At 47.6% G+C, this 22,266-nt stretch carries 18 protein-coding genes, 1 other RNA gene and 1 pseudogene; 17 read left to right on the top strand and 3 right to left on the bottom strand.

The annotated features are described in order from the left end of the window. Positions 1-11: 11 nt before the first annotated feature. Positions 12-92: pseudogene (locus DW039_RS11780) on the top strand (NAD(P)H nitroreductase); the annotation flags it as partial. A 136-nt stretch (positions 93-228) separates the two neighbouring features. Here the strand turns inward: DW039_RS11780 and DW039_RS11775 are convergent. Continuing rightward, entirely contained in the window at positions 229-1,548 is a 1,320-nt protein-coding gene (locus DW039_RS11775; RefSeq protein WP_005832288.1) for a YihY/virulence factor BrkB family protein, read from the bottom strand. 30 nt (positions 1,549-1,578) lie between these two features. Continuing rightward, positions 1,579-1,992, bottom strand: an RNA gene (gene rnpB, locus DW039_RS11770) — RNase P RNA component class A. A gap of 200 nt (positions 1,993-2,192) precedes the next feature. On the opposite strand from rnpB, the gene DW039_RS11765 reads away from it, so the two are divergent. The 10 genes from DW039_RS11765 (at position 2,193) to DW039_RS11720 (ending at position 17,060) form a co-directional block, all read left to right on the top strand. Further along, positions 2,193-3,398, top strand: a complete 1,206-nt coding sequence (locus DW039_RS11765) for an NlpC/P60 family protein (protein ID WP_117589585.1) — start codon at positions 2,193-2,195, stop codon at positions 3,396-3,398. A gap of 131 nt (positions 3,399-3,529) precedes the next feature. Then, positions 3,530-4,702: a dipeptide epimerase gene (locus DW039_RS11760; RefSeq protein ID WP_009038253.1), complete on the top strand. Its 1,173-nt coding sequence runs from the start codon at positions 3,530-3,532 to the stop codon at positions 4,700-4,702. After that, on the top strand, positions 4,699-6,033 hold the full coding sequence (locus DW039_RS11755) for a transglutaminase family protein (RefSeq protein WP_120381972.1): 1,335 nt from the start codon (positions 4,699-4,701) through the stop codon (positions 6,031-6,033). Before DW039_RS11760 ends, DW039_RS11755 begins: the two co-directional genes overlap by 4 nt. A gap of 347 nt (positions 6,034-6,380) precedes the next feature. Beyond that, positions 6,381-7,910, top strand: coding sequence for a Do family serine endopeptidase (locus tag DW039_RS11750; protein ID WP_005831283.1), 1,530 nt, complete (start codon positions 6,381-6,383; stop codon positions 7,908-7,910). A gap of 192 nt (positions 7,911-8,102) precedes the next feature. Next, positions 8,103-8,963 carry an RNA polymerase sigma factor RpoD/SigA gene (locus DW039_RS11745; protein WP_002561589.1) on the top strand — a complete coding sequence of 287 codons (861 nt, stop codon included), beginning with the start codon at positions 8,103-8,105 and terminating at the stop codon, positions 8,961-8,963. Positions 8,964-9,085: 122 nt separating this feature from the next. Beyond that, on the top strand, positions 9,086-9,484 hold the full coding sequence (locus tag DW039_RS11740; protein WP_005832284.1) for a hypothetical protein: 399 nt from the start codon (positions 9,086-9,088) through the stop codon (positions 9,482-9,484). 10 nt (positions 9,485-9,494) lie between these two features. Then, positions 9,495-10,709, top strand: coding sequence for a clostripain-related cysteine peptidase (locus DW039_RS11735; protein WP_016274368.1), 1,215 nt, complete (start codon positions 9,495-9,497; stop codon positions 10,707-10,709). A gap of 178 nt (positions 10,710-10,887) precedes the next feature. Further along, on the top strand, positions 10,888-13,359 hold the full coding sequence (locus tag DW039_RS11730; RefSeq protein WP_120381971.1) for an FAD-dependent oxidoreductase: 2,472 nt from the start codon (positions 10,888-10,890) through the stop codon (positions 13,357-13,359). A gap of 11 nt (positions 13,360-13,370) precedes the next feature. After that, positions 13,371-13,727, top strand: a complete 357-nt coding sequence (locus DW039_RS11725) for a MarR family transcriptional regulator (protein WP_005831273.1) — start codon at positions 13,371-13,373, stop codon at positions 13,725-13,727. Between the two features lie 369 nt (positions 13,728-14,096). Continuing rightward, positions 14,097-17,060, top strand: a complete 2,964-nt coding sequence (locus DW039_RS11720) for a bifunctional fucokinase/fucose-1-phosphate guanylyltransferase (RefSeq protein ID WP_100054578.1) — start codon at positions 14,097-14,099, stop codon at positions 17,058-17,060. A gap of 6 nt (positions 17,061-17,066) precedes the next feature. Here the strand turns inward: DW039_RS11720 and rlmH are convergent, their stop codons facing one another. After that, on the bottom strand, positions 17,067-17,540 hold the full coding sequence (gene rlmH / locus DW039_RS11715) for a 23S rRNA (pseudouridine(1915)-N(3))-methyltransferase RlmH (protein WP_005831223.1): 474 nt from the start codon (positions 17,538-17,540) through the stop codon (positions 17,067-17,069). Between the two features lie 94 nt (positions 17,541-17,634). On the opposite strand from rlmH, the gene DW039_RS11710 reads away from it, so the two are divergent. The 6 genes from DW039_RS11710 to DW039_RS11685 all read left to right on the top strand — a co-directional run bounded on the left by DW039_RS11710 (position 17,635) and on the right by DW039_RS11685 (position 22,266). Next, positions 17,635-18,027 (top strand): DUF4783 domain-containing protein, encoded by a 393-nt coding sequence (locus tag DW039_RS11710; protein ID WP_005832276.1) that lies wholly within the window; start codon positions 17,635-17,637, stop codon positions 18,025-18,027. Beyond that, positions 18,020-18,868, top strand: coding sequence for a carboxylating nicotinate-nucleotide diphosphorylase (gene nadC / locus DW039_RS11705; RefSeq protein WP_005831220.1), 849 nt, complete (start codon positions 18,020-18,022; stop codon positions 18,866-18,868). The genes DW039_RS11710 and nadC overlap by 8 nt, the downstream gene beginning before the upstream one ends. Before the next feature lie 230 nt (positions 18,869-19,098). Then, positions 19,099-19,809 (top strand): hypothetical protein, encoded by a 711-nt coding sequence (locus DW039_RS11700; protein ID WP_005831218.1) that lies wholly within the window; start codon positions 19,099-19,101, stop codon positions 19,807-19,809. Between the two features lie 6 nt (positions 19,810-19,815). Continuing rightward, positions 19,816-20,520, top strand: a complete 705-nt coding sequence (locus DW039_RS11695) for a hypothetical protein (protein WP_120381970.1) — start codon at positions 19,816-19,818, stop codon at positions 20,518-20,520. Positions 20,521-20,570: 50 nt separating this feature from the next. Further along, positions 20,571-21,179, top strand: coding sequence for an RNA polymerase sigma factor (locus DW039_RS11690; RefSeq protein ID WP_005832268.1), 609 nt, complete (start codon positions 20,571-20,573; stop codon positions 21,177-21,179). Next, positions 21,166-22,266 (top strand): outer membrane beta-barrel protein, encoded by a 1,101-nt coding sequence (locus tag DW039_RS11685; RefSeq protein WP_005832266.1) that lies wholly within the window; start codon positions 21,166-21,168, stop codon positions 22,264-22,266. Before DW039_RS11690 ends, DW039_RS11685 begins: the two co-directional genes overlap by 14 nt.

The raw sequence follows: 22,266 nt of genomic DNA, 5'->3' as shown, positions 1-22,266 counted from the left end.
GTAACGGCACTATGGACGATTTCCTGCAATTAGTGGCATCCCGTCAGAGTGACCGTGCCTATGATATGACTCGTGCCGTGGAGCCTGAGAAATATCGGTGATTTACTTTTTAGACACAGATGACGCAGATGACGCGGATTTTTTTAATATTCCAATCCGCGTCATCCGCGTCTAAAAAATAATCAAAAAGAAAGCAGATACGGAGTTTCCGGAAAGACTTCCGCGTGCTTACAAATCCTTCAGCAGCACCTTGCTTGCATTCTTGTAGTATTCCTCCCGTGCCTTCAGCAATGCTCCCCATTGGTTGTTGAATTCATTTTCCTTATCAATTTTGAAATCTTCTGAGCCGTGCGTGTCCAGTTTGTCCAGTAGGAGGGCCACATTCATTTTGTTGATATCCATGGAAGGCTGGTAAGCGATGTCTTCACTCTTTTCATCGGTCACCACTTCATGTAGGAGGTTGATTTCCTGCAATTCATAAAGGGTTTCGTGTGTCAGCCGGATGGGAATCTGGCACTCTTCGGATATCTCTTCGGCTGTATAGGGCTGGGCGTCTTGTTCAAAGCGCTTGGCTATGAGGGACATTATCAGGATGGAGATAAAATCGCGGTAGCGCCGGCTGATATTGCGCGCATCCTTGTCGAAGCTGAAGTTCCGGATATTCTGTCCGGCGTAGGTCAGTTCGGCACCGAATAGGCAGATGGTCCAGGATACCTGCAACCATAGCAGAAACATCGGAAGGGCGGCAAAACTACCATAGATGGCATTGTAACGGGAAACCCACAACTGGCTGCTGATGTAAAGGAATTGGAATGCCTGGTGTGCCGTACCTGCCAGAATACCGGATATGAGTGCGTGTTTCAGCTTGACCTTTGTATTCGGCATAAAGACGTACAGTGCTGTAAACATGAACCAGGTCAGCACGAAGGGGATGAGGCGCACCATAAACTTGCCGACGGGAGCCAGCAGGGTAAAGTCTTCGAGGTTCTTCACCATCGTACTCATGAAGATGGAAAGACCACCGGACACCACCAGCAGAATGGGCATCAGCAGAAGCATAGAGAAGTAATCCGTTATTTTGCGGTACATGCTGCGCGCCTTTTTCACCTGCCAGATGCGGTTGAAGGTGATTTCCATATTGTTGATTAGATTCAGGACTGTCCACAGCAACATAATCAGACCCACTCCGATGAATATTCCACTCTTGGTCTGAGACAAATACGAATTCACGAATTGCAGGATGACTTCCGTGGTTTCCGTAGGACCGCCGAAACCGTTGACAATCTGGCTTTCCATCAGATTATCGAATCCGAAACCGCGGGCTATGGCAAACAAAATGGCAAGAATAGGTACGATGGCAAGCAGCGTACTGTAAGTCAGCGCCGAGGCTTTGTTTACTATCCGGTCTTTGGTGAAGCGGTTGATGCAAAGATAAATCGTCTTGATGATATTGTATACGGAAAAGGTCGTTCGCGTGACTTCATCTTCCGTAATACGCCAGATGTCGTAGGTGAGGAATTTCCAAAGGGCAGCAATACGCTTGTTCATGCTATTATCTCGATTATCCATTGTCAATAAAAAAGCAGTCAGTCTGTAAGCCGGGTTCTGTTCTTCTGTTTCTGAAAAAGCCTAATTAGGAATTATCCATTCTTCATTATCCATTCTCCATTAAAGAAGTGTCTGTCATTTATCTGAGCCGCATGTCACCATACAAGCTTTAGCGGTCTACCCTCCGACATGGAGCGAGCAACTCTCATAACGTCGGTTTACATGACCTTACAACTCCCAAGACGCACAGCCCTTGTGTCGCCACAAGACTGGTAGGCTCTTACCCCACCTTCTCACCCTTACCGTAGCCCAAGGGCGACGGCGGTTATTTTCTTCTACGTTACTCTACCCTCACGGACAGCTTTCTGTTAGGAAGTGGGACGCTCTGTGTTGCCCGGACTTTCCTCATACGCACGAGGCGCAAGCGACAGACCGACCAACTGCTTTATAGGGTACAAAGATACGGAATATTAATGAAGAATGAAGAATGAAGGATGAAGAATTTGTTGTGCAGTGTGCGGATGCAGTACGGATGAATCCTTCATTCTTCATTCTTTACCCTTAATTATCTTAAAAACATGTATCTATTTCGGAATAAATTCGTAGCTTTGCTATTAGTAATAACCCCCAAATCCTTTTGGCCAATGAAAAAGTTATCCTCTCTTTTTTCTTTATTTCTGTTAATCCCGCTTTTTGCTGTCGCTTCGGAAGTGGGTGACCGTACAATACCTGCAGAAGTGGCGCAACTCGCTGACAGTTTGAAACAAAAGTTTGCACCGGACAAGCGCGTGGCTTTGTTCGATGTGGATTACTCTTTCTCCGGAAAGAATGTGATGTTGCGTGGTGTCACCACTTCGGCAGAGGCAAAGACGGCTCTGCTGGATGGTTTGGCAAAGAAAGGATATGCGGTGATGGATTGTCTGCAAGTGCTTCCGGATGAGGCCGGACTTGAAGGCAAGACGTATGGCATTGTCAATGTGTCTGTGTGCAATCTTCGGGTAGCCCCGGATTTCTCTTCAGAAATGATGACGCAAGGCTTGATGGGTATGCCGGTGCGGGTGTTGCAGCGCGACGGCTGGTACCGTATCCAGACACCGGACAACTACATTGCATGGGTACACCGAGTAGGCATACATCCCGTCACGCGGGAAGAGCTGACCGCTTGGAACAATGCAGAGAAAATAGTGGTGACTTCGCATTATGGCTTTGTCTACTCACAGCCCAGCCAGGCATCGCAGACCGTCTCTGATGTTGCTGCCGGAAACCGCCTGAAGTGGGAGGGGACAAAAGGTGCCTTTTATAAGGTGGCTTATCCCGACGGCCGTCAGGGATATATCTCCAAATCCATCTCCATGCCTGAGAAGAAATGGCGTGCCACCTTGAAGCAGGATGCCGCCAGCATTATAGCCACGGCGCATAGCATGATGGGCATCCCTTATCTTTGGGCTGGCACTTCCTCCAAAGGGGTGGATTGTAGCGGCTTCATGCGCACCGTTCTTTTCATGCACGACATCATCATTCCGCGGGATGCTTCCCAGCAGGCATACGTGGGCGAGCATATCGATATCACTCCTGATTTCAGTAACCTCCAGCCGGGCGATTTGATTTTCTTCGGGCGCAAGGCGACGCCGGAACGCAAGGAACGTGTGGTACATGTCGGCATGTATATCGGCAACAAGCGTTTCATCCATTCGCAAGGCGATGTGCGCGTCAATAGCTTCAGCCCCGACGACGAGCTGTTCGATGAATACAACCTCGGTAGACTGTTGTTCGCTACGCGCGTGTTACCTTATATAAATAAGGAGGCGTCGCTCAATACAACGGAAACGAATCCATTTTATTCAATGTAATAATGTGCTAATGTGCCAATATGCCAATGACCTGCGGCGTGACGGTGCAAACATAACGTAGCATATACATAGCGCAGCCCATTGGCACATTAGCCCATTAGCATATTGGCACATTTAATACACACACAATTATGTCAAACAGAAGAGATTTCCTGAAAACCGCCGCTTTTGCCGCACTCGGCTCAGGCATGGCAATCAATCATGTATTTGCCGGAGGAAATGACGCTCCTTCCTTGTTCAACGTGAACAGTAGGGCAGGTGTAACCCCCAAAATGAAACTGCGTTTCTTCCCCTATGAACTGAAATTGCGCCATGTCTTTACAGTGGCCACCTACTCGCGTACTACCACTCCCGACGTTCAGGTCGAGATAGAATATGATGGCATTATCGGTTATGGTGAAGCCTCCATGCCCCCGTACCTGCAACACGAACTGGGCACGATGGACAGTGTACTGGCTTTTCTGAAGAAGGTGCAGGATGTCATCGGCCAATTCTCAGACCCCTTTCAGCTGGAAGATATACTGGCTTATATAGACAGCCTCTCGGCAGGGGATTCCGCTGCTAAAACTGCTGTGGACATCGCCTTGCACGACCTTGTGGGCAAACTGTTGCAAGCCCCTTGGTATAAGATATGGGGTTTGGACAAGGAGAAGACTCCCTCTACAACTTTCACCATCGGCATTGATACGGCCGACGTGGTGCGTGAAAAGACGAAAGAGTGTGCCGACCGGTTCAATATCCTTAAAGTGAAGCTGGGGCGGGAGAACGACAAGGAAATGATAGAGACCATCCGTTCGGTGACGGACCTTCCGATTGCCATTGATGCCAACCAGGGTTGGAAGGACAAACATCATGCGCTCGATATGATACATTGGCTGCACGAAAAAGGAATTGTCATGATAGAGCAACCGATGCCCAAGGAACAACTGGACGATATCGCATGGGTCGCCCAGCAAAGCCCGTTACCCATATTTGCCGATGAGTCCATTCAGCGTCTGAAGGATGTGGCAGGCTTGAAGGGCGCCTTTACGGGCATCAACATCAAGCTGATGAAGTGTACCGGTATGCGCGAAGCCTGGAAGATGGTGACTTTGGCACGTGCATTGGACATGAAAGTGATGGTAGGATGTATGACCGAGACCTCTTGTGCCATTACCGCTGCCTCCCAATTCTCTCCGGCAGTGGACTTTGCCGACTTGGACGGTAGTCTGCTGATTGCGAACGACCGTTTCAAGGGTATGGAGGTTGTGAAAGGTAAGATAACGTTGCCCGATTTGCCGGGTATTGGAGTGGTGAAGTTATGAGAAAGCTATTGTATACCGTCGCTCTGTTTGTGATGGCTTCTGCATGCAGCACGAAGCCCGAGAGCAAGCCCTATAATTGGGAGGACGACCTGTACCAACGTCTGCTTACGGATTTCTGTATGACGGAATCCCAGGTGAAGGACTATATCCGCAAGTATATTCCCGACGTGACCGATGAGCAGATGCGCCAGTGGGAAGCCTCCAAAGCTTTGGAGTGCATGATGCTGGATGGAGAGAAACGCTATTTCCGCAATGCCGGACCTAATCTGTTTCGTGTGGACTCCACTTGCTATGACATCAAGATAGCCAAGGAAGGCACTTCGCCGAGTGGCAGCGAGAAAGTGAATATGGAGAACCTGCCCGAAATCATTTCTGCTGTGAAGAAGGAGGGCAAGGCCATTGTTGCGCCGAAGCGCATGCGCGTCACCTACACGTTGACCGTGGATACCAATGCCGTGCCTGCCGGGAAAATCATCCGTTGCTGGTTGCCCTATCCCCGTCAGGACCAGGCCCGGCAGCAGGATGTCGAGTTCATTTCGGCCAGTGAACCGCAATACACCTTTTCGTCGCCCGAGTGCCGTCACAGTACATTGTACATGGAGAAACGTGCTGTCGAAGGCGAACCGACCGTATTCTCCGAAACCTTTGAGTTTACCGCCAACGGCGAATGGCATAATCTGAAGCCGGAAGATGTGCAGCCCTATGATACGACGACCGCCCTTTATAAGGAATATACTGCCGAGCGTGAGAAGCATATCGTCTTTTCCCCGCGCTTGCGCGAACTTGCTGCCAAATTGACAGCCGGTGAAACCAACCCCTACCTGAAAGCCAAACGTATCTTCCGTTGGGTGAATGACAACTTCCCGTGGGCTTCTGCACGCGAATATTCCACCATTGAGAATATCCCGGAATATGTGTTGGACAACCGTCACGGAGACTGTGGCCAAGTCAGCCTGCTGTTCATTACGCTTTGCCGCATCAGTGGTATTCCCGCACATTTCCAGAGCGGCTTCATGATGCATCCCCGTGCATGGAATCTGCACGATTGGGCAGAAGTCTACTTCGAGGGTGTGGGTTGGGTGCCTGTCGACCAGTCATTCGGCATTCCTGCCTTTGCCCGCAATGCCGACGAAGAATATTTCTTCCTGGGTGGTATAGACTCTTGGCGCATGATTGTGAACACTGATTACGGCATGCCGCTACAGCCCGAAAAGCAGTATCCCCGCAGCGAGACCGTCGACTTCCAGCGTGGCGAGGTGGAGTGGGAGGGAGGTAACCTCTACTTCCCGCAGTGGGGCTACCACATGGACATTGATTACTTGAATTATTAAGGTGCTATCTGCCCTCTAAAAACAGATGATGCGTTCAGCCCGAACACATCATCTGTTTGGTATAAACGCATCATCTGTTTACCCCAAATGCATCATCCGTTTCGGCCGCAACGGGTGATGCGTCTTTTTATACCCTATCTGTCAGTTCTTTAACAGTCAGCAATCGTACATAAATGCTAATTTGTCAGTCTTTGCCGTTAACCGCTGTTAAGCCCTAAATATCCTCTGTTAAAAGAGAACAAAAAAGAGTGACAAGCGGAATAACTGAACGTTTTTTGTCGTTATTTTAACGTCGTAATGTTAAACGAAACTTGAATATTAACAATTTAAAGAATAGGAAGAATAGTATGAAACAGACAACAAAAAACATCCTTGGAGTTGCGGCTATCGTGCTCCTGAGCTCTGGAGTGGCTGGATTGACCACTTATAAGATGCTGAATAAGGAAAAGCCTGCCGCATTCAGCGAGTTGTTCCAACAGAACCCCAATAATCTGCTACCGGCGGCTTTCCATGCAACGGATGCCCAGCCTGTGGATTTGACACAAGCAGCGGAGAGTTCGCTCCATGCTGTAGTGCATATACGTGCCACTCAGTTGAGCAAGACTCAGACGGTGCAAGAACAGCCGGATATTTTTGACTTCTTCTTTGGAGACGGTCGTGGACGCCAGCGCCAGATACAGACCCAGCCGCGTGTAGGTTTCGGTTCGGGTGTCATCATCTCCAAAGACGGATATATTGTGACGAACAATCACGTGGTGGAAGGTGCTGATGAAATCACTGTGAAACTGAATGACGACCGTGAGCTGAAAGGACGCATCATCGGTACTGACCCCAGCACGGACTTGGCATTGATTAAGATTGAAGGGGATGACTTCCCGACAATTCCGGTTGGTGACTCCGACCAGTTGAAGGTGGGAGAATGGGTATTGGCAGTAGGTAATCCGTTCAACCTGAACTCTACCGTAACAGCTGGTATCGTCAGTGCAAAAGCCCGTTCCATTGGCTCTTCTGCCTCCAATGGACAAGCTGCAAACATCCAGTCTTTCATTCAGACGGATGCTGCCATCAACCAAGGTAATAGTGGTGGTGCGTTGGTGAATGCCAAAGGCGAGCTGGTTGGTATCAATGCCATGCTTTACTCACCCACGGGTGCTTATTCCGGCTATGGTTTTGCCATCCCTACCAGCATTATGACAAAGGTGGTAGCCGACTTGAAACAGTTTGGTACCGTGCAGCGCGCGCTCCTTGGCATCAAGGGTAGTGATTTGAGCACAGACCTGCAGATGGACGAACGCTGGACCGAAGAACTGAAGAAGAAGGCCGACGAACTTGGTGTGAAAGAGGGTATCTATGTGGCCGAAGTTGTTGAAGGTGGTTCCGCTGCCGGCATCTTGAAGGAAAATGATGTAATCATAGCATTGAACGGCAAGAAGATTCACAAGTTCTCGGATTTGCAGGAAATGCTGGCAAAACACCGTCCGGGCGACAAAGTGAAGGTAACAGTGGTTCGTGACAAGAAGGAAAAGGAATTCGAAATCACGCTGAAGAATGAGCAAGGCACTACGAAGGTAGTGAAGGATGCCGGAATGGAAATCTTGGGTGCAGCCTTCAAGCCCGTATCTTCCGAGCTGAAGAAGCAGTTGAACCTGGGTTACGGTCTGGAAGTTACCGGGGTTACCAATGGCAAGATGGCCGATGCAGGTATCCGCAAGGGCTTCATCATTCTGAAAGCCAACGGAGTGCCGATGAAGACGGTGGACGATTTGGAAAAGGCGATGAAAGAGGCAAGAAAGTCTCCTGAGCAAGGTTTGTTCATCACCGGTATGTTCCCGTCAGGAAAACGTGCAATGTATGCCGTTGATTTGACTCAAGAATAAAAAATAGGGATAGTTAGGTAAGAAGATTGTAATATTAGCTAACAATAGCGAAAAAGGGGGTGTCGGTACAATACATACCGGCATCCTTTTTGTTATATAGGATAAGATATAAATAAGGTGAAAAAGTTGGGATGAAATTATTGTAACAAAATAATTTGTCGTACCTTTGCAACCCAAATCTGTATTATAAGAATGAGACAACTTAAAATTACAAAAAGTATCACTAACAGAGAGAGCGCTTCTCTTGACAAGTATTTGCAGGAAATCGGTCGCGAAGACCTCATTACTGTTGAAGAGGAAGTGGAGCTCGCTCAGCGCATCCGCAAGGGTGACCGTGTTGCACTGGAGAAATTGACACGTGCCAATCTGCGTTTCGTTGTATCTGTGGCCAAGCAGTACCAAAACCAAGGTTTGAGTTTGCCCGACTTGATTAACGAGGGTAATTTAGGACTGATCAAGGCTGCCGAAAAGTTCGATGAAACACGTGGTTTCAAGTTCATCAGTTATGCAGTATGGTGGATACGTCAGTCCATTCTGCAGGCTTTGGCAGAGCAGTCGCGTATTGTACGTCTTCCGTTGAACCAGGTAGGCTCGCTGAATAAAATCAGCAAGGCCTTCTCCAAGTTCGAGCAGGAAAACGAACGTCGTCCGTCTCCTGAAGAGCTTGCCGATGAACTGGAAATCCCTGTTGACAAAATCTCTGATACGCTGAAGGTGTCCGGCCGTCACATTTCGGTGGACGCACCTTTTGTAGAAGGAGAGGACAACAGCTTGCTCGATGTGCTGGTCAACGACGACTCCCCTATGGCCGACCGCTCTTTGGTGAACGAGTCTCTTGCGAGGGAAATTGATAGAGCTCTTTCTACGTTAACCGATAGGGAAAAAGAAATCATACAGATGTTTTTCGGTATCGGACAGCAGGAAATGACATTAGAGGAAATCGGCGACAAATTCGGCTTGACCCGTGAGCGTGTGCGTCAGATTAAGGAAAAAGCAATCAGAAGATTAAGACAAAGTAATCGTAGTAAATTGCTCAAATCTTATTTGGGATAAATAAGAAATATCAGTTTCCGACAAATAGAAGGAATTAAAAAACCGTACGTCTTTAGTAGGCGTGCGGTTTTTTTTATATCTTTGCCCCCATTGATAATTCATAACTTATAACTCATAACTCAATGAAATACGTTCGTATACTTTGTGCCGTAGCTTTGGTTTTTGCGTTGTGCTCGGCTTTTACAATGAAAGATAAGGAAAAGGCTGTATATGCTTTTGGTGTGGCGGCTTCTTTCAATGACTCCATCGTATATTATACAGACATCCAGGTATTGGACAGCGTAGAGCTGGATAAGAATGGATTTTTGCCCAAGCGTGATTTATACACTTACCAGCTCAAGAATTATCTGGAGTACAATCTGAAGAAGCCGGACTATACTTGCATGATTTATTTCTCTGAAAACAGGAAAAAGTTGGAAAAAGAGGCTGTAAAGGTAAAAGGCAAGTATAAGAAGAGTAAGAATATGGTTTTGCAGGTGGTGAAGCCCGAGGCTTTCACATTTACAAAACCGCAGGAATAAAATTTCAAGTATGAAAACAAAACTATATCTTCTTTTTTTCTTCGTTTTCCCCTTGTTCATGTCGGCGTGTCGTGGTGATGATCCGATGCCTGATCCTCCGGTTGATGGGAAACGTACTGTGCTGGTATATATGGCAGCGGATAATAGTATAAATCCATTGGCTAGCTTTACGGATGGGGATTTGGAGGAATTGAAAGCTGGGATGGCTTCAATTGATAATACATCTGATATGCATTTATTGGTGTATATAGATACGGGATTTCCTCGTTTGATTGAAATTGAAAATAAAGGTGGTACTGTTGTTGAAACAATAGTCAAAGAATACGAAGATAGAAATTCGTGCGGAGTCGCTGAGACGCAAGAGGTATTCAATGATGTGTTTGGGAATTCTTTATATAAAGCGGAAAGTTATGGTTTGATTTATTGGTCGCATGGGGAAGGATGGATACCTACTCCATTGCCTTCTACTCGCTGGATAGGAAATGATAAGACTGGAGGAGGGCATTATATGAATATTGAGGACTTGAAATCGGTATTACAGAATGCCCCTCATTTTGACTTTATTATGTTTGATGCTTGCTTTATGCAGTCGGTGGAAGTCGCGTATGAGTTGCGTGATTGTTGCGATTACTATATTGGTTTCCCTGCTGAGAATCCAGGTCCAGGTGCTGCCTATGATAGAATGTTTCCATTTATATTTCAGAAAGGTGCAGCGGTAGAAATGGCTATTGGGACTTTTGCTGCTTATGATGAAATTTATACTGGAAAAATAGGAAGTAATAGCAATTGGACAATGGGCACTGCTATAGATGTGCTGAAATCTTCTGAGCTTGAGAACTTAGCTGCTGCTACAGCAAATGCTTTGTCGGGAGTGACAGCAGATAGAGAAGTTCTTCGGTCATCGGTCTTTGATTATGATCAGCGTAAAGTAGGATCGTCTTATTATGTAGGCTATTATGATTTCGTAGAAATGATGGAAAAACTTGTTGTGGATGAAGTTGTCTTGGATGAATGGAAGCAAGCATATGATGCAGCTTCTGTCTGTTGGAAAAAAACGCCAATGATTTATTCGATGTCTGTTGGTATGTTCTCCATGAAGCGGGCAAATGGGGTTAGCCATTATATACCTTCCACTGCCACTTCTGCTGCTGCTCAAGCTGCTAATGCCGCTTATCGTTCTACTTCATGGTATAGTGCTGTCGGTCTTGCTCGGCTTGGTTGGTAAGCTTATAAAAACTTGCATACTGAACGGATTATTATAGGTGTAAAAACTTGTAATAATCCGTTTTTTTATGCCTATTCTTATTAAAAATGAGTCTTTTAATAATATTTTCCTTTGGAAATTATGTTTTATTGAAAATAACTCTTTTCTTTGCATCATCAAACTTAAAAAACGAAGAATTATGAAATATGTAATCATTGGCGGTGTAGCAGGTGGAGCCACGGCAGCCGCCCGACTGAGAAGAGTGGACGAAATGGCTGAAATCCTTTTATTGGAGAAAGGCCCTTACATCTCGTATGCTAATTGTGGTTTACCTTATTATATAGGTGGAGTGATAGCAGAGCGCGAGAAGCTGTTGGTACAGACACCCGAATCTTTCGGCAAGCGCTTCCGCATTGATGTGCGTGTGCAGAATGAAGTAATCGCCATCCATCCCAAAAACAAGACCGTTACCATACGCAATGCGGAAGGCAAGGAGTACGATGAAAGCTATGACAAACTTTTGCTTTCTCCCGGTGCTAACCCCGTGAAGCCCCCCTTGGAAGGCATTAATTCCGAAGGCATCTTCACGTTGCGCAATGTAGAAGATACCGACCATATCAAGGCTTATATCTCGGACAAGCAGGTGAAACGCGCCGTGGTGGTAGGTGCCGGTTTCATCGGATTGGAAATGGCGGAGAACCTGCATCATGCCGGTGTTCATGTGTCTGTAGTCGAAATGGGTAATCAGGTGATGGCGCCTATCGACTTCTCTATGGCGGCACCTATTCATCAGCATCTGTTGCAGAAAGGTGTCTCCCTCTATCTGGAAGAAGGCGTAACCCACTTCAAGCGTACGGACAACGGAATCACCGTATTCCTGAAAAGCGGAAAGGCCATTCCTGCCGATATGGTGTTACTCTCCATCGGTGTGCGTCCTGCCACTGCATTGGCGCAACAAGCCGGCTTGAAACTGGGCGAGATGGGCGGTATCTGGGTAGACGAACACTTGGAGACTTCCGAAAAAGACATCTATGCTGTGGGCGATGCCATCGAATATCCTCATCCGCTGACCGGAAAGCCCTGGCTCAATTATCTGGCAAATCCTGCCAACCGCCAGGGACGTATCGTTGCTGATAATATGGTGTTTGGCAATACTGTTTCCTACGAAGGAGCTATCGGCACCTCCATTGCCAAAGTATTCGACATGACGGTAGCCTCTACGGGCCTTGCAGCCAAACGCTTGAAGCAGTGGGGCATGGAATATCAAAGCTCGGTGACTCACTCGGCATCTCATGCCGGTTACTATCCGGATGCCCTGCCTTTGACCTTGAAACTGACTTTCCATCCCAAAACCGGTAAACTCTATGGTGCGCAATGTATCGGTTACGAGGGAGTGGACAAGCGAATCGACCAGATAGCCGGACTCATCAAGCGGGGTGGCACAGTCTACGACTTGATGGAGACGGAGCACACGTATGCGCCTCCTTTCTCCTCGGCCAAAGACCCCATCGCTATTGGCGGCTATGTAGCATCGAACATTATCAGCGGTGCTATGCCTGTCATCTCTTGGCGCGAGCTGGTAGAAGAGAAGGATAAAGTGATGCTGATAGATACCCGTACGCCCGAGGAATTCTCTTTCGGCACCATTCCGGGAGCCGTCAATATTCCGTTGGACGAAATGCGCGAGCATTTGGCAGAGATACCTACAGACAAGCCGGTAGTGCTTTTCTGTGCTGTGGGTCTGCGCGGTTATCTGTCCCTGCGCATCCTGATGGGGCGCGGCTATCGCAATGTGCGCAATCTGATAGGTGGTTATAAGACCTACTCCACGGCAACAGCACCTCTGCCGTCTCCATCTGCTCCGGCAGGCGGCGGCTCTTCTTCTTCGGTAGAGGCTGCTACTGATGATGTTCCTGCGGATGCATCAGTGTCCAAGAAGGAAACGTTGAAGATAAATGCTTGCGGTTTGCAATGTCCGGGACCTATCATGCAGGTGAAAAAGGCGATGGATAGCATTGCTGTGGGCGAGCGTGTGGAGATTGTGGCAACCGATGCCGGTTTTGCACGCGATGCTTCTGCCTGGTGTGATACGACGGGAAATAAATTGATAGAGAAGCATGACGAGAAAGGACGCTATACGGTAGTCATCGAGAAAGGTGCTCCGGCTTGTACATCTGCTTCCAATGTTTCCGCAGCCGGGGGTAGGGGAAAGACGCTGATTCTGTTCAGTGACGACCTGGACAAAGCGCTGGCAACCTTCGTACTAGCAAACGGAGCAGCGGCAACGGGACAGAAAGTAACCATTTTCTTCACCTTCTGGGGACTGAACGTCTTGAAGAAAGTGCAGAAACCCAGTGTGCAGAAGGACTTCTTCGGCAAGATGTTCGGCATGATGCTGCCGTCCAGCTCTTTGAAACTGAAGTTGTCGCAGATGAATATGTTTGGCATGGGCAGCCGCATGATGCGCTTCTTGATGAAGCGCAAGGGAGTGGATTCTTTGGAGTCGTTGCGCTCGCAGGCATTGGCGCAGGGAGTGGAATTCATTGCTTGCCAGATGTCTATGGATATGATGGGCATCCAGCACGAAGAACTTCTGGATGAAGTAACCATCGGCGGCGTGGCTACCTATATGGAACGTGCGGACAAGGCAAATGTGAACTTATTTATATAGGAGGACAAGATATGGAGACTTTATGTAAAATCCGTGATGTTTATCGGGCTATTGCCGAGTTCGAGGTGCAGTTTACGCAGATGTATGATTTATCGCTGAATGAAGGAATGCTGTTGTGCACGCTGCTCAATACTCCTAAGCTTACCTCCAGTGAGATAGCCGAGGCACTGGGTTTGTCTGCCTCCAACACTTCAAAGGTCATTCGCTCTGTCGAGGGAAAGAAGCTCATTACCCGTCTGATAGGTAAGGAAGATAAGCGTCAGATGCGTTTTTCTCTTACGACAGAAGGCAAGAACCGGATTTCGGATATTAAGAATGCTACTTTCGAATTGTCGGGGTTGTTGCAGCAGGTAGTTAGCCTCGTATAGTTTTGTGTAAAAGCGAATTAATATCGTGTTTGCAGGAAGTTAATATCCTGCGGACACGATATTTGTTTTTTGTAGGACACGTTATTAACTTCTTGCACGACATGTTGTTAGTATCGTGTATTGCATGCTATAAATTGTTTGTATCTGTTCGTGTGTATTTCTATCTTTTATTACTGAGAAATTTACTAAGAATCTTTAATAATGTCTCTTTCGACAATTTCTTAACTCTTAATCAATTCTTTTCTCTGTTTTAAAAATGAACTTGATTGGAAAAGCCATTCTTTATGAATCGCCTATATACTCAGTCGTATTTCCGTAAAGGAACACAAGCTTGATACCAAAGAAATAAATTGAAACTTTCTATGTCAATTGCCTAATATTATTTTACTTTGCTGTCAAATAGTAAGCAATACAGCGATTGATATGCAGAAATTATTGTCTTTGCCGCCTAATCTGGTGTCGGCATTCTATGAACTGGAAAATGTAGACCGTACGGAATGGTTTTGTACTTCCGACCCGGTGGGAATGAAACTTGGCTCGGGTGGGGGAACTACCTGGCTCTTGAGAGAATGGCAGAAGGAACGGGATAGGAAGTATTGGACGGAGGAGCGTATTCCAACAGAAAAGTGCATTCCAACAGAGAAAAGCATTCCAATAGAGAAGCGTATTCTGCTGCATGCCGGAGGACAAAGCCGTCGTTTACCGGGATATGCACCGTCGGGCAAGATATTGACCCCGATTCCGGTGTTTCGCTGGGCGCGTGGACAAAAACTGGGACAGAATTTATTATCCCTTCAACTCCCACTTTACGAAAAGATAATGGAGCGGGCTCCCGAAAGACTGCGTACGCTGATTGCCAGTGGTGACGTATATATCCGTGCGGAAAAGCCGCTTCAAGAGATTCCCGATGCAGATGTGGTGTGCTATGGACTGTGGGTAGACCCGTTGCTCGCCACACATCATGGTGTGTTTATCTCGGACCGGAATCAACCGGAATCCTTGGATTTCATGCTTCAGAAACCCTCTCTGGAAGAATTGGAAAACCTCTCCAAGACACATCTCTTTTTAATGGATATCGGCATCTGGCTATTGAGCGACCGGGCCGTTGACTTGCTGATGAAACGTTCGCAGAAGGCAGATGGGGCTTTGGACGTGGATACGCCATATTCCGACTTGAAATACTATGACTTGTATGCTGACTTTGGCTTGTCCTTAGGAAATCATCCCCGTATTGAGGATGAAGAGCTGAATAGCCTCTCCGTCGCCATATTGCCTTTGCCCGGAGGCGAATTCTACCATTATGGAACAAGCCGCGAACTGTTGTCTTCAACCGTCACCTTACAGAATAAGGTCTACGACCAGCGCCAGATTATGCACCGGAAGTTGAAGCCCAATCCGGCCATCTTTGTGCAGAATGCAGAAGTGCATCTCCCCCTTACTCCGAAGAACGACAGTCTTTGGATTGAAAATAGCTTTGTTGGGGCTTCTTGGCGGCTGGGGGCACGGCAGATTATCACGGGTGTTCCCAAGAATGACTGGAGGCTGACCATTCCAGACGGTATCTGCATTGATATAGTTCCGCTTGCCGACCAGCGCTGGGCAGTACGCCCCTATGGTTTTGACGATACTTTTAAGGGGGATATTCGGGATGAAAAGACACTGTTCCTTGGAATGTCGTTTTCGGAATGGCTGGCTGAACGGGAATTGTCGGTGGAAGACATCACCGGCAGAAAAGAGGACCTGCAGGCTGCTGCCATCTTCCCGGTTGTGGAAGATAAAGAGCAGATGGGGACAGTGCTTCGATGGATGGTTTCCGAACCGGGCTTGACGGAAGGAAAGGCTGTCTGGCTGGAAAGTCGTCGGTTGTCCGCCGACGAAATTTCAGCACAAGCCGACTTGCGTCTGCTGTATGCACAGCGGGAGAGCTTCTGCAAAGGAAACTGGGAAGTGCTGGCACGCAACCATGCAAAGAGTGTATTCTATCAACTCGACTTGATGGATGTGGCCGGTGAATTCCATAAATTCGGCATTGACAAGCCGGAAGTGTTGCCGACAGATGCCTCGCTGATGCAGCGTATCCATAACCGGATGCTGCGTGCACAGATTGAGAAGCTGGACGGAAGGGACTTCAAGGCAGACGAGCAGGCCGCATTCAACTTGTTGCGCGAAGGATTGCTGACTGATTTGTATGAACGCAAGAGTAGTCCTCGCCTGAATGTGTATAGTGACCAGATTGTATGGGGGCGTAGCCCCGTACGCATAGATATGGCGGGAGGATGGACGGACACTCCGCCTTACTCCTTGTTTGCCGGTGGGAGTGTGGTGAATATTGCCATTGAACTGAACGGGCAGCCGCCTTTACAAGTGTACATCAAACCTTGCGCGGAGCATCGCATCGTGTTGCGCTCCATTGATATGGGAGCCATGGAGGTGGTGAATACTTTTGAGGAATTGCAATCCTATTGCATGATAGGTTCCCCCTTTTCCATTCCCAAAGCAGCATTGGCGCTGGCCGGGTTTGTTCCGGCTTTTTCAGAAACGGCTTATCCTTCGCTGGAAAAACAACTGGAAGCCTTCGGCACAGGTATAGAGATTACATTGCTTTCTGCCATACCTGCAGGTTCCGGTCTGGGCACAAGCTCCATTTTGGCTTCTACTGTCTTGGGGTCATTGAGTGACTTTTGCGGACTGATGTGGGATAAGAACGAAATATGCCGCCGTACGCTTGCCCTGGAACAGTTGCTGACGACCGGTGGCGGTTGGCAAGACCAATACGGTGGGGTACTGCAAGGCATCAAACTGTTGCAGACGGAGGCTGGATTTGCCCAGCAGCCATTGGTACGCTGGTTGCCCGAGCATTTGTTTACCCATCCGGAATACCGCGATTGCCATCTGCTGTATTATACGGGCATTACGCGTACAGCCAAGGGCATCCTTGCAGAAATAGTACGCTCCATGTTCCTCAACTCTTCCCTGCACCTGGGGTTATTAGAAGAGATGAAAGCACATGCCTTGGATATGGCCGAAGCCATTCAACGGAATGACTTCAAGAGTTTCGGAACACTGGTAGGCAAGACATGGATGCAGAAGAAGGCACTGGACAGTGGAACAAATCCTCCTGCCGTAGAGGACATCATCCGTCAGATAAAAGACTATACCTTAGGATATAAACTGCCGGGAGCCGGTGGGGGAGGCTATCTGTATATGGTGGCTAAGGATCCGCAGGCAGCCCTGCGCATCCGTGAGACCTTGACGCTGAATGTACCGAATCCGAGAGCCAGGTTCGTAGAAATGTCACTCTCGGATAAGGGATTCCAGGTGTCGCGGAGCTGAAATTCATCATTCATGATGATACGGCCCCCCGTTCAGTATGGTCATCGCCCGGTAGAGTTGCTCCACAAAGATGAGGCGCACCATCTGATGGGAAAAGGTCATGCGTGAGAGGGACATCTTCTCGTGTGCCGCTTCGTACACTTTGGGGGAGAATCCGTAAGGGCCTCCGATAATAAATACCAGCCGTTTGTTCACGGTATTCATCTTGCGCTTCATATAGTCTGCAAACTCTATGGAGCGCATTTCTTTTCCACCTTCGTCCAGCAGTACGACCACATCTCCCGGCTGGAGAGCTTTCAATATCAGTTCCCCTTCCTTTTCCTTCTGCACTTCCATGGAGAGACTCTTGGTGTTTTTCAGTTCGGGGATGACTTCCATCTCGAATGAGAGATAACGCTTGGTACGTTGCACATAGTCGTTGATGGCTGTTATAAAGTGTTGTTCTACAGTTCGTCCTACAACGAGCAGAGTAGTTTTCATACTGGTTCTGTTTTGATTAGCGCACAAATTTAGCATTTTTTTATTGTATTTTGAGACAAATGCTTACCTTTGCCTATCATAAATACTTGTGAAAATGAAAAAACGGGTAATCTTTTTGTTGACCGGTCTCTTCATTTGGACGTCTGTGCTGCTGGCTCAGAATGTTCCCGAGGGAGTGATTGGAGCCTTCAAGGAAGGAAACTCTCAGGAGCTCAACAAGTATCTGGGTGACAAGGTCGATTTAATCATTCAGAATAAGTCGACCCACGCCGACAAGCGGACGGCAGAGGGCACAATGGCTGCTTTCTTCTCCAACCACAAGGTCGGCAGTTTTAATGTGAACCATCAGGGGAAGCGCGATGAGTCCGGTTTCGTCATCGGTACCTTGATGACCGCAAATGGAAACTTTCGGGTGAATTGTTTCTTCAGAAAAGTACAGAACAAATATGTCATACATCAAATAAGGATAGATAAAACAGATGAATAAGGAAGAAGAATTGATTGACAGGCTGATAGACCTGGCTTTCGCCGAAGATATAGGCGATGGAGACCATACAACCCTTTCGTGCATTCCTGCTACGGCAATGGGCAAATCCAAACTGTTGATAAAAGAACCGGGCATCCTGGCCGGTATCGAGATAGCAAAGGAGGTGTTCCGCCGTTTCGATCCTACCATGAAGGTGGAAGTGTTCATTAATGATGGTACAGCCGTAAAGCCGGGCGATGTGGCCATGATTGTGGAAGGCAAGATACAGTCTTTGTTGCAAACGGAGCGTCTGATGCTGAACATCATGCAGCGCATGAGTGGCATTGCCACCATGACACATAAGTATGCCGAGCAACTGAAAGGTACGAATACCCGTGTACTTGATACCCGCAAGACTACTCCGGGCATGCGTATCCTCGAGAAAATGGCAGTGAAAATCGGTGGCGGCGTAAACCACCGTATCGGCTTGTTCGATATGATTTTGCTGAAAGACAACCATGTGGACTTTGCGGGAGGCATCGACAAGGCCATCAACCGTGCGAAGGAATATTGCAAGGGAAAAGGCAAGGACCTCAAGATAGAAATAGAAGTGCGCAACTTCGACGAATTGCAGCAAGTGCTCGATTTGGGTGGTGTAGACCGTATCATGTTCGACAACTTTACGCCGGCAATGACAAAGAAGGCCGTAGAGATGGTAGGCGGCCGCTATGAAACGGAATCTTCCGGCGGCATCACGTTTGATACGCTCCGCGACTATGCCGAATGCGGTGTGGATTTTATTTCCGTAGGAGCTTTGACGCACTCTGTGAAAGGATTGGACATGAGCTTTAAAGCATGTTGACAAAGGCGGAAAGCATTATTGCAGAATAATAAGGAAAGCCTCTCATAAAGAATGTTGCATTACGGCAGACTTATGAGAGGCTTTCTCTTGATAACCAGCAGAGTAATGACTCCTGAAAAAACAGATGGTGTATTGGGGTGAAACAGATGGTCTGTTGGGGACGGATAGATGATGCGTTTGGCTATAACGGATGATGTGTTTCAGAGTAATGGATAATAGCGTAGGAAGATATGAAAAACATAACATGGAATAAAGTAAAAACAACTGTCAAAGGTTGGCAAGTGGGAGACTACATCCGGCAGACTTCCATTGTGGTGATTGGTGTACTGATTACCTTTGCCGGTAGTGAGTTGGTTACTCAAAACTCCGAGAAGAAAGATATTCAAGCCACCATGTCGCTGATTAGGGATGAACTGAAAAGCAACCGGGAGAATTATGAGAGTATCGTTTCAGAGTTTAGAGAGGATGAACGTCTTTCCAGCTTATTGGTGGAGTATGACTTAAAGCATCGGACGATACCAGAAGATTCATTGATACAGTTCCGCTTTCTTATGGGGCATATCCGCAGTTTTTATTATAGTCAGAATGCATTGGATATACTTAAAAACTCCATGTTGATGCAGAAGATTTCAGATAAAGAGCTACTGTTGCAGTTGACCGGAATCTATGAGGTATTGGATGGATTTAGGGCGACTATGAATGGCTATTACGATATGAAGGACGAAATTATGGTTCCTTTCCATTTGGCATTGACTGACGAACAGACGGACCAGATAAATCGTGGAGGATATGAGGCGTGGGATATTTACTTGTCGGACAGGTCGGTACGGAACTTTGTCAGGGTAGCGCGGAACTATTTTACGCCGGACTATGTAGAACGTGTGGGAAAACGTATAGACGAGGCAATACAAGCGCTTGAGAAAAAGTATCATTTAGAATGAAAAGATATGGGAAAGACAAGCTTTAATAGGTTGAACCATAAGATAAAAAGTTGGCGCATAGGTGATTATTTCCGCCAGTTCAGTATTGTGGCTGCGGGCATCATTGTCACTTTCTGGGGAAATGACCGGATTACCGAGAATGCCCGCCAAAAGGAAGTGCGTGCTACGATGCAGTTGGTAACGGAAGAGTTGGAATATAATAGGCAGGAGCTCCGTAATATAAAGCACTTGTTGGATATTGACATACACATGAGTCTGTTGTTGAGGGAACATGATATGGATGTATCCAAGATACCGACAGATACTCTGTGGAAGTATGGCAAGTTTTTCAATAATATGGATGAATTTTCTTATAGGACAGATGCGCTGGATGTGCTGAAAGGTTCTTCATTGATGCAGTATATACCGGACAAACGTATGTTGCAGGATGTATTGCAGACTTATTTTGAGTTGGGCAGGAAACAAAAGGATGTCAGTGATTACTATGCAACGAAAACAGATGCTCTTATGAGTGCTGCCATGTCCAGGGAGTGGGCGAATGTTTTTGACGGTGGCGACGGTCTTCGGGACCAGGCCTTGTTTCTTGTGCAGTATAAGAAATTTATCAATTACGTCAACATGGTTCCCGGTTTTCTGTATTGGCATGAATTTGATAAACTGGATGAGATGCTGGACAAGCAAATACAGGCTTTGAAAGCCAGATATAAATAATCTCCGTTCTTTAACTTCTTTTTAGAATTAATTCAGCAGCATTTTCCGCAATGCTGCGTCTAACTAACAAACGACGCAAAGAGGCGTCCGTAAAACGAGCACTGACATTGGAAAATGAGATAGAACTGATTGAGGGCTGCCGGGCAGGAAAGGATTCCGCCCGAAAGGAATTATACACCCTCTACTCCAAGCAGATGCTGGCGGTATGTTACCGCTATACGGGCGATGTCGATGCGGCCCATGACGTATTGCACGATGGCTTCATCAAAATTTTCACCCACTTCACCTTCCGTGGCGAATGTGCATTGAGTACCTGGGTGACAAGGGTAATGGTGACGCAGGCGATAGACTACCTGCGGAAACAGCAACGTTTCAGCCAACTGGTGGTGAATGAGGAACAATTGCCCGACATTCCGGATGAAGCAGGCATTGCCGAAACCGGAGGCCGTATTTCCGAAGAAATGCTGATGGCGTTCGTGGCGGAACTTCCCGATGGATGCCGTACTGTATTCAACTTATACGTCTTTGAGGAGAAATCGCACAAGGAAATAGCCGAAATCCTCCACATCAAAGAGCATTCGTCTACCTCGCAGTTGCATCGTGCTAAGTGTTTGTTGATAAAAAGAATTAAAGAATATACTGAATATGAGAGAAAATGATGAAATAACCGGTTTGTTCCGCAGTCGTCTTGCCGGTGCAGAGATGACAGTGCGGGAGGACTTCTGGGAAGGGTTGCAACGTGACTTGCCGTCACCGGTTGCCGCAAAAGGCAGGAGGCCGCTTTTTCTTTCTCCGAGGTTTCACCGCGTAGCCGCAGCCGCCTCTGTTGTATTTGTACTGGGAGCTGCTTCTGCCGCTTTCTGGTATTTCTCTCCGAAAGAGGAAATCAAGGAGGCCTTTACACAAGTGGCGGCCATGACGCCGGAAGGTAACTTGAACGGGGATGTGGTGCAGGAAAGTTTTCCCTCTATCCATCAGGCCAACCCCATGGCACAAAAGCCCGGTACACAGCATCCCGCCAACGGCATTCCGGCAGGATTGACGGCGCAGGCCGATGAGGATGAATCCGTGTCTGTCCATGTTTCCATCCGGATTACCCAACGGGTGTACGGAAACCAGCAGCAGCCGGGAAACGGTTATTACAGTAACGGAACTCCGGCCGGAAACGGGAACTACCATTCAAATCCTGGCCATAAGGATGCTGATATAGATAGAATGCTGCCATCTTCTGAGGAAGAACCGGCAAAGTCTGTGGCTGTATCGCCATCCAAGCCCCGTAATTGGGCATTGAAAGCAGGCATCGGCACTTCCCTGCCGAAAGGGAATTTCCATATGCCGTTCACGGCCGGGGTAAGCGTGGAACGTTGTTTGAACAAGCATTTCTCCTTGGAAGCCGGTCTTCAGTATAATTGCTTGGATGGTGACCATACGTTGCATACGCTGGGAATTCCGGTAAGGCTGAACATGATGCTGGCCAGTACGCCGAAAGTGGATTTCTATGCTATGGTAGGTGGAGCAGCCGAGAAATGCATTGCAGGTGCTCCGGACAATGGTTTCGGTGCAGAGCCCGTACAGTTGTCGGTTGCTGCCGGAGTAGGGGTACGCTATAAAATGAACAACCGTTTTGCCTTGTTTGCAGAGCCGTCTGTATCCCATCATTTCGATACGGACTCGCAGACAAGAACCTTGCGTACGGAACGGCCCACCAATCTGAATCTGTTGTGCGGCGTGCGCATGACTTATTAA

This window comes from Bacteroides sp. AF39-16AC, from assembly GCF_003602735.1.
GTDB classification, from domain to species: domain Bacteria; phylum Bacteroidota; class Bacteroidia; order Bacteroidales; family Bacteroidaceae; genus Bacteroides; species Bacteroides uniformis.
This window is presented reverse-complemented; position numbering and strand designations above follow the sequence as displayed.

Excerpts from the sequence above, each read along its gene's own strand:
- DW039_RS11775 (WP_005832288.1), bottom strand. The coding sequence starts at position 1,548 with ATGAACAAGCGTATTGCTGCCCTTTGGAAATTCCTCACCTACGACATC.
- DW039_RS11730 (WP_120381971.1), top strand. The coding sequence starts at position 10,888 with ATGAAATATGTAATCATTGGCGGTGTAGCAGGTGGAGCCACGGCAGCC.
- DW039_RS11690 (WP_005832268.1), top strand. The coding sequence starts at position 20,571 with ATGCTGCGTCTAACTAACAAACGACGCAAAGAGGCGTCCGTAAAACGA.
- rlmH (WP_005831223.1), bottom strand. The coding sequence starts at position 17,540 with ATGAAAACTACTCTGCTCGTTGTAGGACGAACTGTAGAACAACACTTT.
- DW039_RS11725 (WP_005831273.1), top strand. The coding sequence starts at position 13,371 with ATGGAGACTTTATGTAAAATCCGTGATGTTTATCGGGCTATTGCCGAG.
- DW039_RS11710 (WP_005832276.1), top strand. The coding sequence starts at position 17,635 with ATGAAAAAACGGGTAATCTTTTTGTTGACCGGTCTCTTCATTTGGACG.
- DW039_RS11745 (WP_002561589.1), top strand. The coding sequence starts at position 8,103 with ATGAGACAACTTAAAATTACAAAAAGTATCACTAACAGAGAGAGCGCT.
- DW039_RS11700 (WP_005831218.1), top strand. The coding sequence starts at position 19,099 with ATGAAAAACATAACATGGAATAAAGTAAAAACAACTGTCAAAGGTTGG.
- DW039_RS11765 (WP_117589585.1), top strand. The coding sequence starts at position 2,193 with ATGAAAAAGTTATCCTCTCTTTTTTCTTTATTTCTGTTAATCCCGCTT.
- nadC (WP_005831220.1), top strand. The coding sequence starts at position 18,020 with ATGAATAAGGAAGAAGAATTGATTGACAGGCTGATAGACCTGGCTTTC.
- DW039_RS11740 (WP_005832284.1), top strand. The coding sequence starts at position 9,086 with ATGAAATACGTTCGTATACTTTGTGCCGTAGCTTTGGTTTTTGCGTTG.
- DW039_RS11695 (WP_120381970.1), top strand. The coding sequence starts at position 19,816 with ATGGGAAAGACAAGCTTTAATAGGTTGAACCATAAGATAAAAAGTTGG.
- DW039_RS11735 (WP_016274368.1), top strand. The coding sequence starts at position 9,495 with ATGAAAACAAAACTATATCTTCTTTTTTTCTTCGTTTTCCCCTTGTTC.
- DW039_RS11755 (WP_120381972.1), top strand. The coding sequence starts at position 4,699 with ATGAGAAAGCTATTGTATACCGTCGCTCTGTTTGTGATGGCTTCTGCA.
- DW039_RS11750 (WP_005831283.1), top strand. The coding sequence starts at position 6,381 with ATGAAACAGACAACAAAAAACATCCTTGGAGTTGCGGCTATCGTGCTC.
- DW039_RS11760 (WP_009038253.1), top strand. The coding sequence starts at position 3,530 with ATGTCAAACAGAAGAGATTTCCTGAAAACCGCCGCTTTTGCCGCACTC.
- DW039_RS11685 (WP_005832266.1), top strand. The coding sequence starts at position 21,166 with ATGAGAGAAAATGATGAAATAACCGGTTTGTTCCGCAGTCGTCTTGCC.